The sequence below is a fragment of the Hymenobacter sp. BT559 genome, from assembly GCF_016427535.1.
GTDB lineage: Bacteria > Bacteroidota > Bacteroidia > Cytophagales > Hymenobacteraceae > Hymenobacter.
Genome location: NZ_JAELXV010000002.1, coordinates 914718 through 932323, shown reverse-complemented (window position 1 = coordinate 932323; position 17606 = coordinate 914718). Strand labels below are relative to the sequence as shown.

11 protein-coding genes and 1 tRNA gene are annotated in these 17606 nt (G+C 58.3%); 5 read left to right on the top strand and 7 right to left on the bottom strand.

The window, feature by feature from the left end:
- Positions 1-4: 4 nt before the first annotated feature.
- The gene (locus JAO77_RS10385; RefSeq protein ID WP_198990273.1) at positions 5-1648 is read right to left on the bottom strand and encodes an ArnT family glycosyltransferase; all 1644 of its coding nucleotides are present in this window, start codon (positions 1646-1648) and stop codon (positions 5-7) included.
- 121 nt (positions 1649-1769) lie between these two features.
- Here JAO77_RS10385 and JAO77_RS10380 point away from each other — a divergent pair, with 121 nt between their 5' ends.
- Complete coding sequence (locus JAO77_RS10380) at positions 1770-2228, top strand: Fur family transcriptional regulator (protein ID WP_198990272.1); 459 nt, start codon at positions 1770-1772, stop codon at positions 2226-2228.
- A gap of 62 nt (positions 2229-2290) precedes the next feature.
- On the opposite strand, the gene JAO77_RS10375 is transcribed toward JAO77_RS10380, so the two are convergent.
- The 4 genes from JAO77_RS10375 to JAO77_RS10360 form a co-directional block, all read right to left on the bottom strand.
- Positions 2291-2364: transfer RNA gene (locus JAO77_RS10375), tRNA-Ala, on the bottom strand.
- Between the two features lie 162 nt (positions 2365-2526).
- The gene (locus JAO77_RS10370; protein ID WP_198990271.1) at positions 2527-6024 is read right to left on the bottom strand and encodes a TonB-dependent receptor; all 3498 of its coding nucleotides are present in this window, start codon (positions 6022-6024) and stop codon (positions 2527-2529) included.
- A 299-nt stretch (positions 6025-6323) separates the two neighbouring features.
- Complete coding sequence (locus JAO77_RS10365) at positions 6324-9815, bottom strand: TonB-dependent receptor (RefSeq protein WP_198990270.1); 3492 nt, start codon at positions 9813-9815, stop codon at positions 6324-6326.
- Between the two features lie 137 nt (positions 9816-9952).
- Positions 9953-10576 carry a C40 family peptidase gene (locus JAO77_RS10360; RefSeq protein WP_198990269.1) on the bottom strand — a complete coding sequence of 208 codons (624 nt, stop codon included), beginning with the start codon at positions 10574-10576 and terminating at the stop codon, positions 9953-9955.
- A gap of 147 nt (positions 10577-10723) precedes the next feature.
- Between JAO77_RS10360 and JAO77_RS10355 the strand changes: the two genes are divergently transcribed.
- Positions 10724-12133, top strand: coding sequence for an FAD-binding oxidoreductase (locus JAO77_RS10355; RefSeq protein ID WP_198990268.1), 1410 nt, complete (start codon positions 10724-10726; stop codon positions 12131-12133).
- A gap of 3 nt (positions 12134-12136) precedes the next feature.
- Positions 12137-12487 carry an avidin-fold protein gene (locus tag JAO77_RS10350; RefSeq protein WP_198990267.1) on the top strand — a complete coding sequence of 117 codons (351 nt, stop codon included), beginning with the start codon at positions 12137-12139 and terminating at the stop codon, positions 12485-12487.
- A gap of 87 nt (positions 12488-12574) precedes the next feature.
- On the opposite strand, the gene JAO77_RS10345 is transcribed toward JAO77_RS10350, so the two are convergent.
- The gene (locus JAO77_RS10345; RefSeq protein WP_198990266.1) at positions 12575-14212 is read right to left on the bottom strand and encodes an amidase; all 1638 of its coding nucleotides are present in this window, start codon (positions 14210-14212) and stop codon (positions 12575-12577) included.
- Between the two features lie 172 nt (positions 14213-14384).
- Here JAO77_RS10345 and JAO77_RS10340 point away from each other — a divergent pair, with 172 nt between their 5' ends.
- Entirely contained in the window at positions 14385-15674 is a 1290-nt protein-coding gene (locus JAO77_RS10340) for a hypothetical protein (protein WP_198990265.1), read from the top strand.
- 189 nt (positions 15675-15863) lie between these two features.
- Here JAO77_RS10340 and JAO77_RS10335 read toward each other — a convergent pair whose 3' ends face one another.
- The gene (locus tag JAO77_RS10335) at positions 15864-16862 is read right to left on the bottom strand and encodes a hypothetical protein (protein ID WP_198990264.1); all 999 of its coding nucleotides are present in this window, start codon (positions 16860-16862) and stop codon (positions 15864-15866) included.
- A gap of 99 nt (positions 16863-16961) precedes the next feature.
- Here JAO77_RS10335 and JAO77_RS10330 point away from each other — a divergent pair, with 99 nt between their 5' ends.
- The gene (locus JAO77_RS10330) at positions 16962-17549 is read left to right on the top strand and encodes a DinB family protein (RefSeq protein WP_198990263.1); all 588 of its coding nucleotides are present in this window, start codon (positions 16962-16964) and stop codon (positions 17547-17549) included.
- The last annotated feature ends 57 nt before the right edge of the window (positions 17550-17606 follow it).

The window sequence follows — 17606 nt, the reverse complement described above, 5'->3', positions numbered from 1 at the left end:
GGCCCTAGGGCACTATTTCTACCAACCGAAAGCGCTGCTTACCGTCGATGACAAACTCGTCGAGGGTGCGGTAGCGTAGGCCGCGCAACTGCTTTACTCGCCCTAGGTAGAGGTAGCCGGGCCGGGCCGGCAGTGAATCTCGTTCTAGGGTCTGGCCCCGCTCGCGCGTGATGTAGAAGGCTTCCACATCATCGAGCTTGGCGTGCGGCAGCAAAATCAGCGGCCGCCCCCGGGTTTCGCGGCCCACCCGCAAGGCCGCTGTGCGGTACGCTACCTCAGACGATGTTTGAAGGCGAGCCGGAAACACGAACACATCGAACGCCAGCCGTAGCACCAGCAAGAAGTAGCCCAGCAGCAGGAGCCGGTAGTCGACTAGCTTCCAAAAAAGGTACGTTCCCCCCAGCAGCACTACGCCCAGTCCGAGGCTCCAGGCCCAGGCACCGGGCACCAGCTTAGCCAGCGCCACCTGGGGCGCCCCAGCCAGCGCCGGGGTAATATATGCCAATGGCGCGCCCAGCACCAGCAGGCTGCTCAGCAGCAGCAAGCCCAGCAGCAGGCCATCAAGCAGACGCACGGGCCAAGCGCGCGCAGGCTGCAGCTTATAGTAGAGTGGGATAACCACCGTGAGCAGCAGCGGCACCAGCATAAAGAGGTAGCGAGGAATGGTAGCCGGCGACAGCCAATACACCGGCAGAATGGCTACGAACAGCAGGGCATTATAGCGCAAAAAGGGCTGCCGCCACACCGCGGCCCGCAGCTCGGGCCGCGCCAGGCACAGCACTAATAGGGTCCAGGGCAGAAAGTGCTTAATGAAATCGAACGGAAACAGCAGCACGTAGCGCACCGACTCGGCCAGCGGCTGGGCGGCCACCGTGCGTTGGCTCGACTGCGACCACAACGTTTTCAGGGCCACATCGAGCGAGTTGTGACGACTGTAAATCAGAAAATAAGTACCTAGCACTCCCAGCAGTACCAGCCCCCCCAGCACATGCTGCCAGCTAAAGAGCCGCCGCCACTGCCGCGCACCGAGGCAGTATACCAGTAGCGCAATGCCCTGAAAAACCACCGATGGCAGTCCTTTCAGCAAAAAGCCTACGGCCGTGAGCAAATAGGTAATCACAAACAGCCGCGTCCACTGCTGGCGCTCGCCGTAGTGCCAAATAGCCATGAACCCCAGCCACGTGAGGCCCGCGTGCCACAGGTCTATCAGCCCGAAAAAGGAATCGTAGAACAATACGCGCCCAGTAGTAGCAAACGCCAGCGCCACTGTAAAGGCTGTTTTGCTACCTAGGTGAGGCCGCAGTACCCGCCAGAGGGCGGCAGTGTACAGCAGCAGCGCTGCTACCGTGGGCAGGCGCAGTATAAACTCATCTTGCCGCCCGGTAAGACGAAACAGTGCTATCAACAGCCAATTAAACAGCGGTGGCTTATTGTAGTATGGCAGCCCCTGCAACGTAGGCTGGAAGAAGTGCCCCGAATAGTGCATCTCCAGCGCCACCAGCGCTCTAATAGGTTCATCGACCAGGAGCGGCATGCGGCCGATGTTGAGCAGCAGCACCGGCAGGGCCAGCGCCAACGTAAGCACTGCCAGCAGCCCTGGCCGCCGGCCCAGCGCCGCTAGTAGTCGGTGGGCAACAGATTCTATCACTAGGTAAGCTTAAGTAAAGCGGTGCTCTAGGTAGCGCATCGCCCCGCAAAGGTACTGGCTCCGCGAACCCTAGGTAGGTCTACGCTGTTTAAAGAAGTCGCATCGCCCCTATTTTTGACGTATGATTGCTCCTGCCCCCACTACCCCGCCGCCCACCGCCAACGACCGTCTTACTCAAACGCTGCTGCGCCACGGCCTGCGCCAAACTCCTGTGCGCCGAGCCGTGCTGGCAGCCGTATCGGGCAAAGGCTACGCACTCACCGGGGCCGAGATTGAGCAAGAAATTGGAGCCGATGTCGACCGCATTACGCTGTACCGCACCCTCAAGAGCTTCGAGCAAAACGGGCTCATCCACCGCGTCATCGACGATACTGATGTATTGCGCTACGCCGCCTGCTCTATCGAGTGCAGCGCCCACGCCCACTTCGATAACCACGTGCACTTCAAGTGCAGCACCTGCCACCATACTTATTGCCTCAGCCAAGTGGCCATTCCGGCAGTGCAACTGCCCGGTGGTTTCCAAGCTGAGCGACGCGACTTCCTGCTGTCGGGCGTGTGCCAGCTTTGTCAGCCCGCATAGGGACCTAGGCCGGCTATAAACGAAAAAAGGCACCTCGCGAGGTGCCTTTTTTGTAATCAGAGTGGAGAATATCGGAGTCGAACCGATGACCTCTTGCATGCCATGCAAGCGCTCTAGCCAGCTGAGCTAATCCCCCTTCTTTTGCTAACCGCGGCGCCATTTGCGTTTTGGTTGTGCAAAAGTACGGTGAATATTGGTTCGTGCAAGCAATAGCGTCCATCTTTTTAGTAAGTAGCCGAAAATCAGACATAAAAAAAAGGTGGAGATTGCTCTCCACCTTTTTAATCGTTGGCAGCTACTAGTTGAACGAGTAGCGTAGGCCAATTTGCATGTAGTACGTTGACGCTGTCGATACCGTGTTGATAAGCGAATTGCTAACCAAAGCACCACCAAACGTATTCATGCGGAAGGTTGGTGCACCGTTATTGTTAGCTACCGCTGTTGGCGATATCAGAGTCGCACCACCACCGCTCAGGATGGGGTTGGTTTGGTAGATACCCCAGTTACGGTTGATTAGGTTACCAAAGTTGAAGATATCTACGGTAAACTGCAGCGTATTGCGGGTTGCACCAGCTACGAAGATATCTTGGGCGAAACGCACGTCAATCTGGTTGCGCCAGGGCAAAGTGGCACCGTTACGCTGGGCATATTCGCCTTGGTGCTTGCTCAAATAAGAGTCTTGCGCGATGTAGGCGAAGAAAGCAGCTTTTTGCTGGTCAGCCGTGAACACAACCGTTTGGTTGCCAGTAGGACCCGTAGTTATAGGCGCGAAATTGATTTCCGATGCATCCTTCGGAATGTACATCAGGTCGTTGGTCTGGCCATCGCCGTTGAAGTCGCTGCCGTAGATGTACGAGTAGCGGCCTTGGATAGAGCCTGAGTAGAAGAGCGAAATCTGCGTGCCTAGGTGCTTGAGGTATTCCTTACGGTAGTTTAGCGAAGCTACTACCCGGTCAGGCACTACATAGTTAGCGTAGCTCAGCTGGGGGTGGTTGGCATTGCCTACAATGTAGTTGCCCGACCACGTGTTCAGCAATTGGTCGCCAGTGCCGTCAAACATAACGCGCGCATCGCTACGAGTATAAGCTACCATGGCTTCCATGCCGTTGCGGAATTGCTTGCGCAGTTGGCCCGTTACCGACCAGTTGTATCCCTTATAGCCGTTCGAGAGCACAATAGCGTTGAGGGCTGAAGCGCGAGCGTTACCGGTCCGGGTAAATGAGCCGTTATAAACAGGATTAACAAACTTCTGCGCGGCGTCGGCTGGGTAAATGTCACGCTTATCATTGCCGTTAGTGGTCAGGGTCGTGGGGTTAACCAAGTTGTAGTTCTGACCGTAGGCCACAATGAGGTCACGGTTGTACAAGCCTTCGATAGTACCAACGATACCACCGGGCAATTTAGCATCAAGTGCTAGGCTGCTTTTCCACGTCTGCGGGTTACGGAAATCGGGGTTCGTAGCGCTGATTGTGCTGGGCACTACCGTGCCAGCAGCCGGCGGCGTAGCTGGGCGGTGAGCGTTGGGGTCGGCGCTAAAGGGCAGTACACCGTTAGCGAAGCCAGGCAGGTTGCCATATACGCCGGCAGGATTTATGCCAGGGGTCGTAACGGCGTTTGTGCCAGTACCAGTGGTCGTGGAGCCAACCGTAGTATAGGTCTGCGTCACCTGAATTAGACCAGCATCACCTGACTGGGCCACAATCCATACGGTGGGCACTTTGCCGGTGAAAATACCCGAGCCACCGCGCAGCTGTAGGGTACGGTCACCTTTCACATCCCAGTTAAAGCCAATACGCGGTGATAATAGCACACGGTTCTTGGGTAGCACGCCCGTGTCGATAGTCTGGTTGTCGATGAAGTTGCGCGGTGTTTGCGTTGCTGTGTTTGAATAAGCAATCAGAGGGTGCGTCTGAATTTCGCGCACGTTCAAGTAGTTGTTCAACTCGGCGCGCAAGCCGTAGGTCAGGCGGAAGTTGTCGCTGATGTTGAACTCATCCTGCGCGTATAGTGAATACTGGGCCGTTTTGAAGCGAGGATAAGCCTGCTCAAAATTGGGGAGCAACGAGTAAGTGATGGCAAAGTCAACCGGGTTGGCGCCGTTCACAAAATCATCCCAAGTGTTGTAGGTGTAGTAGCTGCTAGCAAAACGCTGAAAGCCGTTTTTCGTGCTTTGCAGGTCAAACTGGCCGCCGAAGGTAGCAGTATGCTTACCGAAAGTGGCCGAGATAAAGTCTACTGCCGAATAGGTTTCTACGTCGCGTAGGTTACCCAGCGAGAAGGGCTCGTAGCCAAACGATGTGAGAGGAGTGCTGTAAGAGCCGAAGCCGCCAGTGGTGGTATTACGTCCTACCGAACCATCCAGAATATCCACGAATGGGAAAGGCGAGCTATTCGAGCTACGGGGTTCGTTTTGGTGCGTGTACGTGCCACGCAGGGTATTGAAAAAGCGCGTACCAATGGTCGAGTTCAATTCTATTGCGCCCGAGTAGAAGTTGTAGTTGGTTGCATAGTTCGCATTAGCGAATGGCAACGCAAACAGGCTGGTTCGCGAGTTAGGAAAGTTACCTAGGGGGCTACGCGAGGTGCTCACAAACGAAGGCGTTTTGCTCGTTACCTGGTTGTAGCGTACCGACAAGTGATTCTTACTATTGATGTTCCAGTCTAGGCGACCTAGTACTTGCGTTCTTTCGTTCTGGAAATTATAGCCTTGGTAGGGACCGGCAGCATAGCCATAGGTGCTCTGCAAGTAGTTGCTAATCCCGTTGAGGTAATTAGCACTGGGCCGCGCAATGTTGCCAGCCGAACCGTAAGTAGCGCCTATGGCTGCGTCTGCAGCACCACCGGTAGAAGCAATATTCTGCTGACCTAAGACATCTTCGGTATTGCGCTCGGCGTTAACGAAGAAGAAGAGCTTATCTTTCACAATAGGGCCACCTAGGCGGAAGCCGTATTGCTTTACCGACGTGTTGTTGAGGGGAGGCAACTCGTTGCTACCCACTTTCCGGCCGATGTAGTTTTGGTTACGATAGAATCCGTATACCGAACCAGTTACTTGGTTGGAGCCCGAACGGGTAACGGCGTTTACGGCGCTACCTACGAAGCCCGACTGACGGACGTCGAAGGGCGAGAGGCTTACCGTCAGGGCTTCGATAGCGTCGAGCGAAACCGGGTAGCCGTTGGCGGGGAGGTTGCCGCCGATACCGAAGTTATTGTTGAAGTCTGAGCCGTCAATCGTAATGTTGTTCTGACGGTAGTTGCCACCGCCAATAGCACCTTGCGAAGTCGGCGAAGATTGAGGCGTGGTACGTAGAAAGTCGTTGAGGCTACGCGTGATAGTAGGTAATTGCTGTAGCTGCTCGGTGCTGATATTGTTTACCGGGCCCGAGCGCTCGGCGTTCAGCGTCGAGCGAGGGTCAACTGCCGTGATAGTTACAGCACCCAGCTCGGTAGTAGCTTCCAGCATCTTGATGTCGAGGCGGTAGTCCTGACCAATCGTCAACTGGATATTATTGCGGCTAACTTCTTGAAAACCTACAAAGGAGACGCGCACAGTGTAAGGGCCACCTACGCGCATGTTTTGAAGGTTGAAGCGGCCCTGCGAATTAGTGGGCCCTACGTACTGCGTGTTAGTTGGTGTGTGAATGGCAATAACTGTTGCCCCCGGCAGACCTTCCCCCTTCTGGTCGGTAATAATGCCGCTCATGGATGAAGTAGTCGTCCCTTGCCCCCAACTCCAGTGGGCGGTGAACAACAACATCAGCAGACAAGCAAAGTGTCGTAGATGTAGTTTTTTCATAAAATAGGTAAAAAGGTAAAAAGCGCGTATTGGCAAATACACTTACAAAGGTACGTGCTGCCTGTAGGCCACTGGCTTTAGAAACTATTTACAAAGACAAAAAAAGTTGTTCATTCTTTTTATCCCATCGGCAATAAGCTAATAACACCCACGTAATCTATGCGTTAGCTCGACGCTCTCGCAATGTTACGCGTTTGTTACGTAACTGCGCAATGGGCCATAAAAAAGAGCCAGCGGAACTAGGCGTCCGCTGGCTCTCCTACTAAGGGCACGTTATAGTGCCCTTTCAAATTGCATTATTAGTTGAATATATAGCGAATACCTAGTTGCATTTGCCAGCGCGAGGCTAGGGTCGTGACATCGGGGCGGTAGGTCGTGTCCAGGGTCTGGGCAGGCGTTACGACGCCGGCCGCCGAGCGGCTGGGGGCCGTGGCGTACTGGTACTGGAAGGTAGGGCGGCCCTGCGCGTCGTAGTTCTGGAAGGCCAGCGGCGAAGCCGTGTACTGGAAGCGGTAGATGCCCCAGTTGCGGTTAATTAGGTTACCGATGTTGAAAATATCTACGCTTAGCTGCAGTGAGTTGCGGTTTTCGCCGATGTTGGTGAAGATGTCTTGCAGCAGGCGGAAATCGAGGCGGTGCTGCCAGGGCTGGAGAGCGCCATTGCGGGCTGCGTACTCGCCGCGGTGTTGGCTGAGGTACTTATCCTGGTTGATGAAGCTATTCAGGTCGGTCCACTGCTGAGCGGCCGTGTACACGTACTGCGAGGCGGTACCCGTGAGCAGAGTACGGTCGGTCAGAATGATTTCGTCCTGGCTGCGCGGAATGTACATCAGGTCGTTGCCCTGCACGTTGTCGCCGTTCATGTCGCCGCTATACACATAGGAAAAGCGCCCAGTCGATGCTCCTTCGTAGAACAGAGAGATGCTGGTGGCCAGGTGGTGCAGGTACTCGAAGCGGTAGGCCAGCGAGCCAATGACGCGGCTCGGCACCACGAACTGCGAGTAACCTAGGACATCGGCGTTGGGGTCGCCCGATACGGGGCGGCCGGCCCAGCTCGACTGCGCAATGGTGCCCCCGTCGTTAACCGAGCGCGAATCGGCGTAGGTGTAGGCCGCCATGGCGTAGAGGCCGTTGCTAAACGACTTTTGCAGCTGGGCGGTGAGGGTATACGAGTAGCCTTTGTTGGTATTATTCAGCAGAATAGCGTCCGTGATATTGGGGCTATTCAGCGAGTAAGTAGTAGGCGTGATAACGGGCGCACCATTCAGCACCTGGCCGTAGATACGGTTGGTGGGGGCAAACGCGCCGGGGGCTGTGCGCGACGTAGTGGTGTAGAAAATGGGACGGCGGTCGCCAGAAGTAGCGTCCGTGGCCGACGAAACAGCATTGGTCGTCGAGTACGGCAGGTTCACGTTCTGGAAGTATACCGCGTTCAAGTCTTTGGTGTAAATGCCTTCCAGCGTGGCAATTACGCCGCCAAATAGCTCTTTGTCAATGGCTAGGTTGCTCCGGTACACCTGCGGAAACTTAAACGAGTTTGCGGTGAAGGCCACGTTGTACGAGGTGTTGGCGCCGGCCGCTGTAAGCTGGTTGCGGTACTGGTCTACGTTAGGGCTAAAGCTGTAGCCCGCGGCCGTACCCTGCACGTCAATCGAACCAAACTGCACGCCGTTGTTGCTGGCCTGGTTAGATATCCACACGAAGGGTACGCGGCCGGTGAAAATACCCGTACCGCCCCGCAGCTGCGTTTTCTTGTCGTCATTCACATCCCAGTTGAAACCCACGCGGGGCGAGAAAAGCGGCGTTTTCTTGGGCGTCTGGCTTGTGTTAATCCGGATGTTGTCGCGGAAGCCGGTCAGGCGCGCGAGGCCTTCGTTTTGCTCAATATCGGAGAAGATGATGGGCAAGTCGGCCCGGATGCCGTAGGTCAGCTTGAGGTTGCTGATGGGCGACCACTCATCTTGCACATAAAGACCCAGCTGCGCGGCTTTGGTCACGGCAAACGGGAATGACCCATCGGGAAGTGCCGAGTACCGCACCTGGTAGCGCTGCGCCGAGCGCAAGCCATCGGCCTGCGAGCGAGGCGTCAGGGCGCCGTTCGAATAATTGTAGCCGTAAGGCGAAGTGGCCGTAGCAGCCGAGGCGTAGAAATCTTGCAGCGAGTTGTACACGAACGCGCCGTAGTACTGCGGTGCAAAGCCGTTGGTGAATTTATACAGCTCGTTGTAAGTACCCACCGTCACGTTGTGCTTGCCTAGGTAGGCCGTGAAGTTGTCGCCTAGCTGATACGTGTCGCTGTTCAGCAGATTGAAAGCAGAAAATGGCTCGAAGCCGAATGCCGTCAGCTCCTGCGAAGCCGTAACCCGGGAGCCCACTGCGCTCAGGTTGGAGCTGTTGCCGATGTCAACCAGCGGAAAAATCGAGCCCGTCGGGCTTTCACGGAAGTCGCGGTTGGCTAGGTAGCCGGCCGTCAGGTTGTTGGCAAAGCGTGCCCCGAAGGTGCTGTTCAGCTCGGCAATAAACGAGTTGAGGTTGTTGTTGATGCGGTAATAAGACGAGAGGTAGGGCAGCCCGAAAATAGACTGCACCCGGCCGCTGCTGCCAATGGCACCCGACGCATTGGGCGCCACATCGCGGTACGACCGCAGGTAGTTGTATTTGATATTGAAACGGTGGCTCTGGCTGATGTTCCAGTCGAGCTTGGCCGTAATCTTATCGCTGTTAGACGCCAGTTGGTAGCCTTCGTAGGGGCCGGGGTTAAAGCCGTAGTTGGTGTTCAAAAAGCTACCTAGGGCATCGAGGTCGGTGGCCGACACGGCCGATACGGCGGCGCCCGCCGTGCCGCGGTTGGCCGAGTAGTTGCCGGTCGGCGGGTCGTTGCGGCGCTCGCGCTCGGCGTTCAAAAAGAAGAACAGCTTGTCCTTTACAATGGGGCCGCCAAAGCGAAAGCCAATATTGTAGAGGTTGAAGTTGGCCAGGGGCTGGTTGGTAGTTCCGACCTTGCTGCCCACCATCTCCTGATTGCGGTAGAACCCGTAGACGCTGGCCGAAAACTTGTTGGTACCCGAGCGGGTAACGGCGTTGATGCCAGCACCGGTAAACGAGCCCTGACGCACGTCGTAGGGCGCAATGCTTACCTGAATCTGGTCTATGGCGTCGAGCGAGATAGGCTGCGCATTGGTTTGGCTGCCAATAGAGTTGCCCGACAGGCCGAAGGAGTTATTGAAAATAGCCCCGTCGATGGTGATGTTATTATACAGGTTGTTGCGGCCTGCGAAAGAGTTGCCGCTCGACTGCGGCGTGAGGCGCGTCAGCTCCTGAAACGAGCGGTTGATGGTGGGGAGGCGCTCAATTTGCTGGCGCTGAATCGTGGTAGCGGCTCCCGTACGGTCCGCGTTGATAACCGGGTTTTGGCGGCCGGTCACGGCTACCTCGGTTAGCTGGGTCGAGCTTTCGCTCAGCTTGGCGTCGAGGCGGAAGTTCTCAGCCAGCGTCAGGTTTACGCCCGCCCGGGTGTAGTCCTGGTAGCCTACAAACGTGATGCGCACGCTGTAGGGGCCACCCACGCGCATGTTCTGGATATTGAAACGCCCGTCGGTATTGGTGGGCGCCACGTACTGTGTATTGGTGGGTGTATGCACGGCAATAACCGTGGCGCCTGGCAGCTTTTCCCCTTTGCTGTCGGTGATAGTGCCGCTCATGGCGGCGGTGGTTGCACCCTGGCCCCATCCTAGGTGGGCCGTGAGTAGCAAGAGCAGCAACAGGGTACGTCGCAGGTAAAGTAACTTCATAGGAAGCTGAAAGAAGGTAAAAAAACCGGATTAAATAGTACTGCAAAGGTACCATCGCCGCTTCCCCCCTCATATTACCCCAATGTTACCAAACCGCCCCAGCGCTCCTTCTCGCTTTGGCTTTCGCGTGCTGTTTTTTACAACCTAGGGCGCACAGCCCGAATGAAGCGGCTGAGGTAATAGTCTAGCTCAAAGCTGTTTTCGGTAACGCCCAGCGAGGTTGACGCATGAATAAATTCGACGCCTTCGCTGTCGACTACCGTCACCATGCCCACGTGGGTGATGATGGGCGAGCCGGGCGAGGCCCCAAAAAATAAAAAATCGCCGGGCCGCAGCTCGGTCGGCTTCACGGGCTCGCCCCAGGCCGCCTGCTCGTTGGACGAGCGCGGAATATCAATGCCCGCATCGGCAAAAGACAGCTGCAGTAGGGCCGAACAGTCCATACCTAGGCGGGTGGTGCCGCCGAAGAGGTAGGGCACGCCGTAGTAGGCGCGGGCGTTTTCGATAACGCTAGCGAGGGCCCCTGTGGCGTTGCCTATGCGCGCCGGGCGCTTGGTTACAGTTTTGGCTACTACCGTGCCGCTACCGCTGGGCGTGCTCGTTTTCACTTTGCTTTTGGCCAAAGCCGGGCGACTGGCAGGCCGGCTGCCGGGGCGCGCTGCCACGCGCTCGCCGCGCTTGAGGCGCACCATATCGCGGGCCGAGTAGTAGCGGCCATTGCGCTGATTGAGCTGGCGTTGGCAGCTGGCACTCAGCAGCAACCCTGTTATTGCTAGTAAATAAAGCGCCGTAGTGGCCAAGCGACGACTACGCGCTAGGTGCTCTATTATCATCCGCTGTACCTTCGTTCCTTCACTGTGCATTAAAGCAAATATACTTTTCGACCCCGACACCGACATTTTCACCCCATGACCTTCTCCCCGCTTACTCCCGAGCTTGTAGTTGCCTTTGAGGGCATTGTAGGCCCGGCGCACGTGCTCACCGCCCAGCGCACCGAAGCGCTACAGTACGAAACCTACGGCCGCGACCACACCGAGGACTTCCACTTTGCGCCCGACGTGGTGCTGCGCCCCGGCACCACGGAGGAGGTCAGCCAGATTATGCGCCTCTGCCACGAGCACCGCGTGCCCGTAACGGCGCGGGGTGCGGGCACGGGCCTGAGCGGGGGGGCGCTGCCCATTCACAACGGCGTGGTGCTAAGCATGGAGCGCTTCAACAAGATTCTCCACATCGACGAGCGTAACCTGCAAGTGACCACTGAGCCCGGCGTGGTTACCGAGGCCCTGCAAAATGCGGTGAAAGAAGTGGGCCTATTTTACCCCCCTGACCCGGCCAGCAAGGGCTCGTGCTTCCTAGGTGGCAACCTGAGCCAGAGCAGCGGTGGCCCAAAGGCCGTGAAATACGGCACCACCCGCGACTACGTGCTGAATCTGCAAGTAGTGTTGCCCACCGGCGACATCATCTGGACTGGCGCCAACACGCTCAAGTACGCCACCGGCTACAACCTCACGCAGCTCATGGTGGGCTCGGAGGGCACCCTAGGGATTATCACCCGCGTGGTATTCCGGCTCCTCCCCTACCCCCAGCACAATATCCTGATGCTGGTGCCCTTCCGCCAAGAGGCGCAGGCGGCGGAAGCGGTATCGGCAGTATTCCGGGCAGGCGTCATCCCGTCGGGCATGGAGTTTATGGAGCGCGAGGCCATCGCCTGGTCGTCCGACTACCTCAAGATTCCGCTTACGCTGCCCGAGGACATTACCGCGCACTTGCTCATCGAGCTTGATGGCCAAGACCTAGACCAGCTTTACAAGGAAGCCGAGCAGGTGTATGGAGTGCTGGAGAAGTACGACGTGGGCGAAATTCTGCTGGCCGACACGGCCGGCCAAAAGGACGACCTTTGGAAGATTCGCCGCAACATCGGCAACTCGGTGCGCTACAACTCGGTGTATAAGGAAGAAGACACCGTGGTGCCCCGCGCCGAGCTGCCCACGCTGCTCAAAGGCGTAAAGAAAATCGGCCAGCGCTACGGCTTCAAGAGCGTGTGCTACGGCCACGCCGGCGACGGCAACCTGCACGTCAACATCATCCGAGGCGAGCTCACCGACGAGCAGTGGAACGTAGGCCTGCGCCAGCCTATCTCCGAGATTTTCCAGCTCTGCGTGAAGCTTGGCGGCACCATTTCGGGCGAGCACGGCATTGGCCTGGTGCAAAAGCCCTTTATGCACATCGCCCTGGCCGAAGCCAACCTCAACTTGATGCGCGGCATCAAGCAAGTGTTTGACCCGCACGGCATTCTAAACCCAGGCAAGATATTTTAGGCAATGAATCAGCCCGTTAGCTACCACAATCGCACGTTTCGGTCGGTTAGTAGCAGTGCCAATGGCGAGGTGAGCACTGATACCCTTTTCCATTACCAGCAAACCGATGAAGTCGTCATGGGCACCTACGCCGGCGGTACCATTCGGCACGGGATGCTGCTGGCCCGAGCCGATTGCTTTGGCAACTTGGATATGCGCTACCAGCACCTCAACCAAGACGGCCAATTACTAACGGGCACTTGCCAAACGGTGCCTGAGGTACTGCCCGATGGCCGCCTGCGCCTCCACGAAACCTGGCAGTGGACCAGCGGCGACTTTTCGCGCGGCGAGTCGGTACTAGAGGAAGTACGCTAAAAGCCATCCGGCTTGTATAAAAGAGGGGGTTGCCCTGGCTTTGCAGTAAAGCCGGGGCAACCCCCTTTCTTTAGTAGGTGGAGTATCCTACCCCACTACGGCCCGGAACGTCGGTGCCTGGCGGTGCTTGGTAGCCTGCTCGTAAGCATAGCCCAGGCCTAGCAGTTCGGCTTCTTTGTAGGGGGCGCCGACAAAGGAAATGCCTATAGGCAAGCCGTGAATGTTGCCCATCGGCACCGTGAGGTGCGGGTAGCCAGCCATCGCGGCCGGGCCCGCAAAGCCGGGTCCAGTACCGTACTCGCCATTCACAAGGTCGATGCAGGCGGCCGGGCCAGTCGTGATGCCCACGATGGCGGCCAAGCCACCGTCCGTTCTGAGGGCTGCGTCCAGGGCTTGACGCGAGGTATCTACCACCTTGCGCAGGGCCGTTTTATATTTTTCGGCACCTAGGCCATCGGTTTTCTCAGCCTGCTCCAGAATTTCTTGCTGGAAGAACGGCATGGCCTTGGCGGCGTTGGCTTTGTTGAAGGCAATGACGTCGGCCAAGGTTTTGACGGGCGCGTTGGTTTGCCCTAGGTACTTGTTTACGCCATCCTTGAACTCGTACAGCAGCACGTCGAACTCCGACTCGCCGACGGGTGTCACGGCACTGCGCACATCTACCTCGACCACTGTGGCACCTTGCGCTTTGAGTACGGCCACGGCTTGGCGCAATAGCTCCCCAGCAGCAGTTTGGCTGGCTAGGTGGCCTTTTTCTACGCCCAGCTTCTGGCCTTTCAAAGCCTCAGGGCGCAGCAGGCGCGTGTAGTCCACCGGCTTTTTCGGGGCGGCAGAGGCCTGGGTAACCGCATCAGCCGGGTCGATGCCCACCAAGCCACCTAGGAGCAGAGCGGCATCGCGCACGGTGCGGGTCATAGGGCCCGCCGTATCTTGGGTAGCCGAAATGGGGATGATACCCGTGCGGCTCACCAAGCCCACAGTGGGCTTAAGTCCGACGAGCCCGTTAACCGAGGAAGGCGACACGATGGAGCCGTTGGTTTCGGTGCCCACGGCCACGGCGCACAGGCTGGCGGCCACCGCGGCGCCCGAGCCGGCGCTGCTGCCACTAGGCGTGCGGTCGAGCACGTAGGGGTTGTGGGTTTGGCCGCCGCGGCTGCTCCAGCCACTAGCAGAGTGCGTCGAGCGGAAGTTGGCCCACTCGCTGAGGTTGGTTTTTCCCAGAATAATGGCGCCCGCCGCCCGCAGCTGCTTGGCCACGAAGGAGTCTTTGGCGGCACGGTGCCCAGCTAGGGCCAGCGCACCGGCCGTGGTCTGCATCTTGTCGCCGGTGTCGATATTATCCTTTAGTAGCACCGGAATACCGTGCAGCGGGCCCCGCAGTTTACCGGCTTTTCGTTCTTTGTCCAAAGCGTCGGCAATGCTGAGTGCGTCGGGGTTTAGCTCGATTACGGCATTGATAGCCGGGCCTTTAGCATTAAGCGCCGCGATGCGGTCAAGGTAGAGCTGGCACAGGCGGCGGCTACTGCCCTGGCTGCTTTGCAAATAGGCTTGCAGGTCGGCAATGGTGCGCTCGCTCAGGTCCAGGTCTTTGTCCTGCGGCTGGGCGGCGAGGCTCCTAGGTGTGGTAGTGGGCAGGGTTGCTGGCAACGCGCTGGCCGCGAGCGGCAACAGGCTAGAGGCAAGGGTAGCTTGAGTGCTTTGGCGTAGAAATTGGCGGCGCTTCATAAAACGAGGGCAGGTTCAGAATTTCAAATGTAAGCCGAGCGCCTAATTGCCAAAAGCTCGACTACCGGCGGCGCAGCAGGCCCCAAGCTAGCTAGGCGTCAACCCCTGTTTGGGCGGCGGCGTATAGCCCGCAGCACCTTCGCCTTTCCCACCGCCTCTGGCCCTCCCTCTTATGACTAACGACGAAGCCAACCCCGGCACTAACTCCATTGCGGGCAACCGCGGCCCCGAGCCCACGGCCAACACTAAAATGGGCGCCGATGTACAGAACACGCTGGCTAATAACCCTAATAAATCGACCACCGATACGCCGCCCAGCAGCCAAGAACTGGTAGATAGTGAGATGGATGCTGGCCAGGGCGCCGTAGAAGCCGGTGGCCAGCAAGAAAACAAAGAAGCCAACCCCGACGACCTCACGGCCGCCCCGCCCTCCAATAGCACGCAGCCAAACGTGTATGGCGGCAACTTCGGCAACGACGTGCAGCCCAGCTACCGCGACGACAACCGCGCCAGCAACCAGCGCGCCGACGCCAACCGCGGCGAGCTCGGCCAGCAAGAATATAACCAGGGCGCCACCCACGGTGGCTACGGCAACCAGTATCGCGAAACCAATCCGGCTGCGGAGCACCCTAGGGCCGAAGCTACCGAAGAGAAATACTACGGCGAGGGCGCGGCCCAGCCTGGCCCGCAGCACAACTCGTACCGCACCTACGATGGCCGCGACCTAGTGCCCGACCAGCAAGGCCACGCCGTGCGCGACACACCAACCTCCCAGGCTGCTATTATGGGCCAACCCCAAGCTACGCCTACCGACGGCCGCGGCAATACCCAGGACACCCGCAACCTACCCGATAAAACGGGCCCCGACGCCGCCTTCCAAAATGATAACGGCGCTCCCACCGTGGGCCCGGCCTATGCTGACGACTACGGCCACACCAGCGGCGCTGGGCTACCAGCCGGCACCCCCGACCGCCACCTGCCCCTAGGCCCCAACGGCCACGGCGAGGTAGAAGACCAGCGCTCCTCGCGCGGCGGCTACGACAACCAAGGCAGCCAAGGCGGCCGCAGCCACGACCAGCAGCCGGGCGGCGGCGCGGCTCCGGCCCCCGTCAACTCGCCCGACGCACCTCAAACTGAAGGCTATGGCTATGGCCACGAGCGCAGCGAGCAAGAGCAGCCAGGCAATCCCAAAACAGGCGACTCGCGTAGCGGCTTTGGGCCAGGCGGCTCTAAGGAGGGCGATGCCAGCCAGGGCCACGGCTCGCGTGGCGGCTCTTATGATGATGAAAACCCCGGTGCCCGCGGCCCCGAATACGACAACTTTACGCAGCAGGACAAAGCCAAAAATTACGGCCAGGGCCAGCGCGACGACTATCGGCCCGAGGGCAACGACAAGCCCGAAGAAGGTGACTACGGCCCCGAGCCCCGCCGCAACGCTGGCCGCGACGAACCTAATAGCTAGTGAATTACTGTAGAGTTGATTCGTCTGTCATGCAGAGCGCAGCGAAGCATCTTGCGTGCAGCACTAACCCTAGAACGGCATGATTTACTGCGCCACGCGAGATGCTTCGCTACGCTCTGCATGACAGACGAAAAAAGGCCGCCCTACCAGGCGGCCTTTTTTGCTAAAATAGGCTAAGCTCTTATCTACTTAGCGGTGGATTTTCATATCAATGTCGTACTTGTAGCGCGGCGGGCCGCCAATGGGTACGGCGAAGAAAGGCAGCGCCGTATCGTACTGGTCGGTGACGTAAAAGACCATGTCATTGGGCGTTTTGGTAGTACTGGTCAAGCGAAAATCCAGCGACAGACCGCGCTCCTTATCGGTAATCGGGATGACGTTGCTGCTCCACTCCTTGTCACCGCTTACTACGCCGGGGTGGCCGTTTTTAGAAACGCTGAATACCGTGAGCGTGGCCGACTTATCGACATCGTAGTTGCTCTGCTTCATGCTTACCACTTTGTCGTTGACAAAGGGGTAGAGGTGCACCGTGGCTTTGCGCAGCGCGGGCGGCAGCCGGAAGCAGTACTCATAAGTAAAGGCATTGCCACCGGGCACCGCATTGTTGGCGGCGCGCTCAGTGCTGAAGAAGAAGCGATATACGTTGCCATCATTACCACTCAGGCCCCGCACTATCACTTTGAATACGTACCCTTTAAACTCCTCCACCAGCTCGCCCTCTAGCGGGTTGAGCGGGCCGAAGGTGTAGTATTTTCCATCGTATTGTGGCTCGCTCCCAAAAGTCTTTTCCTGCAATAGGCGGCCCGTCACGGGCAGGGGCTTGAGGGCTGGGCGCGGGTCGCGGGCGCCGGCCCCCGAGTGGGCGCCCGTCCCACCATAGATGCTGAAGCTGGTGCGTGTGTCGTAGCCGCCCTTCTGCGAGTCGAGCTTGCCACCGCAGTCGGGGTCGTACACGCGCAGGTACACCGGCTGGCGCTGGCCCTGCGGCACTAGGAAGAAGAACGTCTGCGTAAAATCGTCGTCGCCCCAAGCGGGGTCGGCTTTAGCGCCAAACGTAATGAGGTATTCGATGTTTTCGCCGGGGTTGGGCACGGCCTGGGCCTGGGCCCCCAGGGCGGTAGCTAGCAGCCACGGCAGCCAAGCCACCAGCCGCTGCATGGGGCACCTAGAGAATAAAGTTGACAACATAAGTGGACACCGAATAGTAGATAGCAGCCGACCGGATTCCAGCCGGCGCCGTAATATTACAACCCTAACTTTTTCTCAAGCTGGACTGCCGCCTACTGCATGAGTGCTTCTTCGCGCGATACCAACGACTTTTTTGACCAGTTGACCAACCAGGTGCTGGCCCTGCGCGTGGCCTCTCACCAGCGTTTGCGCCCACTCAACAACGAGCAGCTCAACCGCCGCCCCGGCTACGACAAGTGGAGCGTGGGTCAGTGCCTAGAGCACCTCAACATCCTCAGCGGCTATTATTTACCTCTGGTTAAAAACAGCCTGAAGCTAGCGCAGGCCCGCGGCTCGGCAGCTCGCCAATCGGTGCGCAGCGGCTGGCTGGGCCGACGCTTCACCAGCGCCGCCCGGCAAGACAACGACTCAGATGCCACTTTTCGAGTACCCAAGCAGTACTCGCCCACCGGCGTCCGCCTCACAGGCACGGTGGTGGAGGCTTTTACCCGCCAGCTCGATGAGCTATTGCGCCTGCTACTGCTGGCCCGCCAAGTTGACGCTGGCGCCGTGCGCGTGCCCAACCCGCTGCACCCCTGGCTCAAGCTGCGCCTCACAGATGTGCTCGAAACCCTGGTAGCCAACTACAAGCGCTACGTGCAGCAGGCCGAGCAAGCCCTGGCCACCAACGCTACAAAACACTCCTAGGTCTGGGTTAAACCAACTAAAAAAGGCCCGTCCTTGCTTCTCGGCAAGGACGGGCCT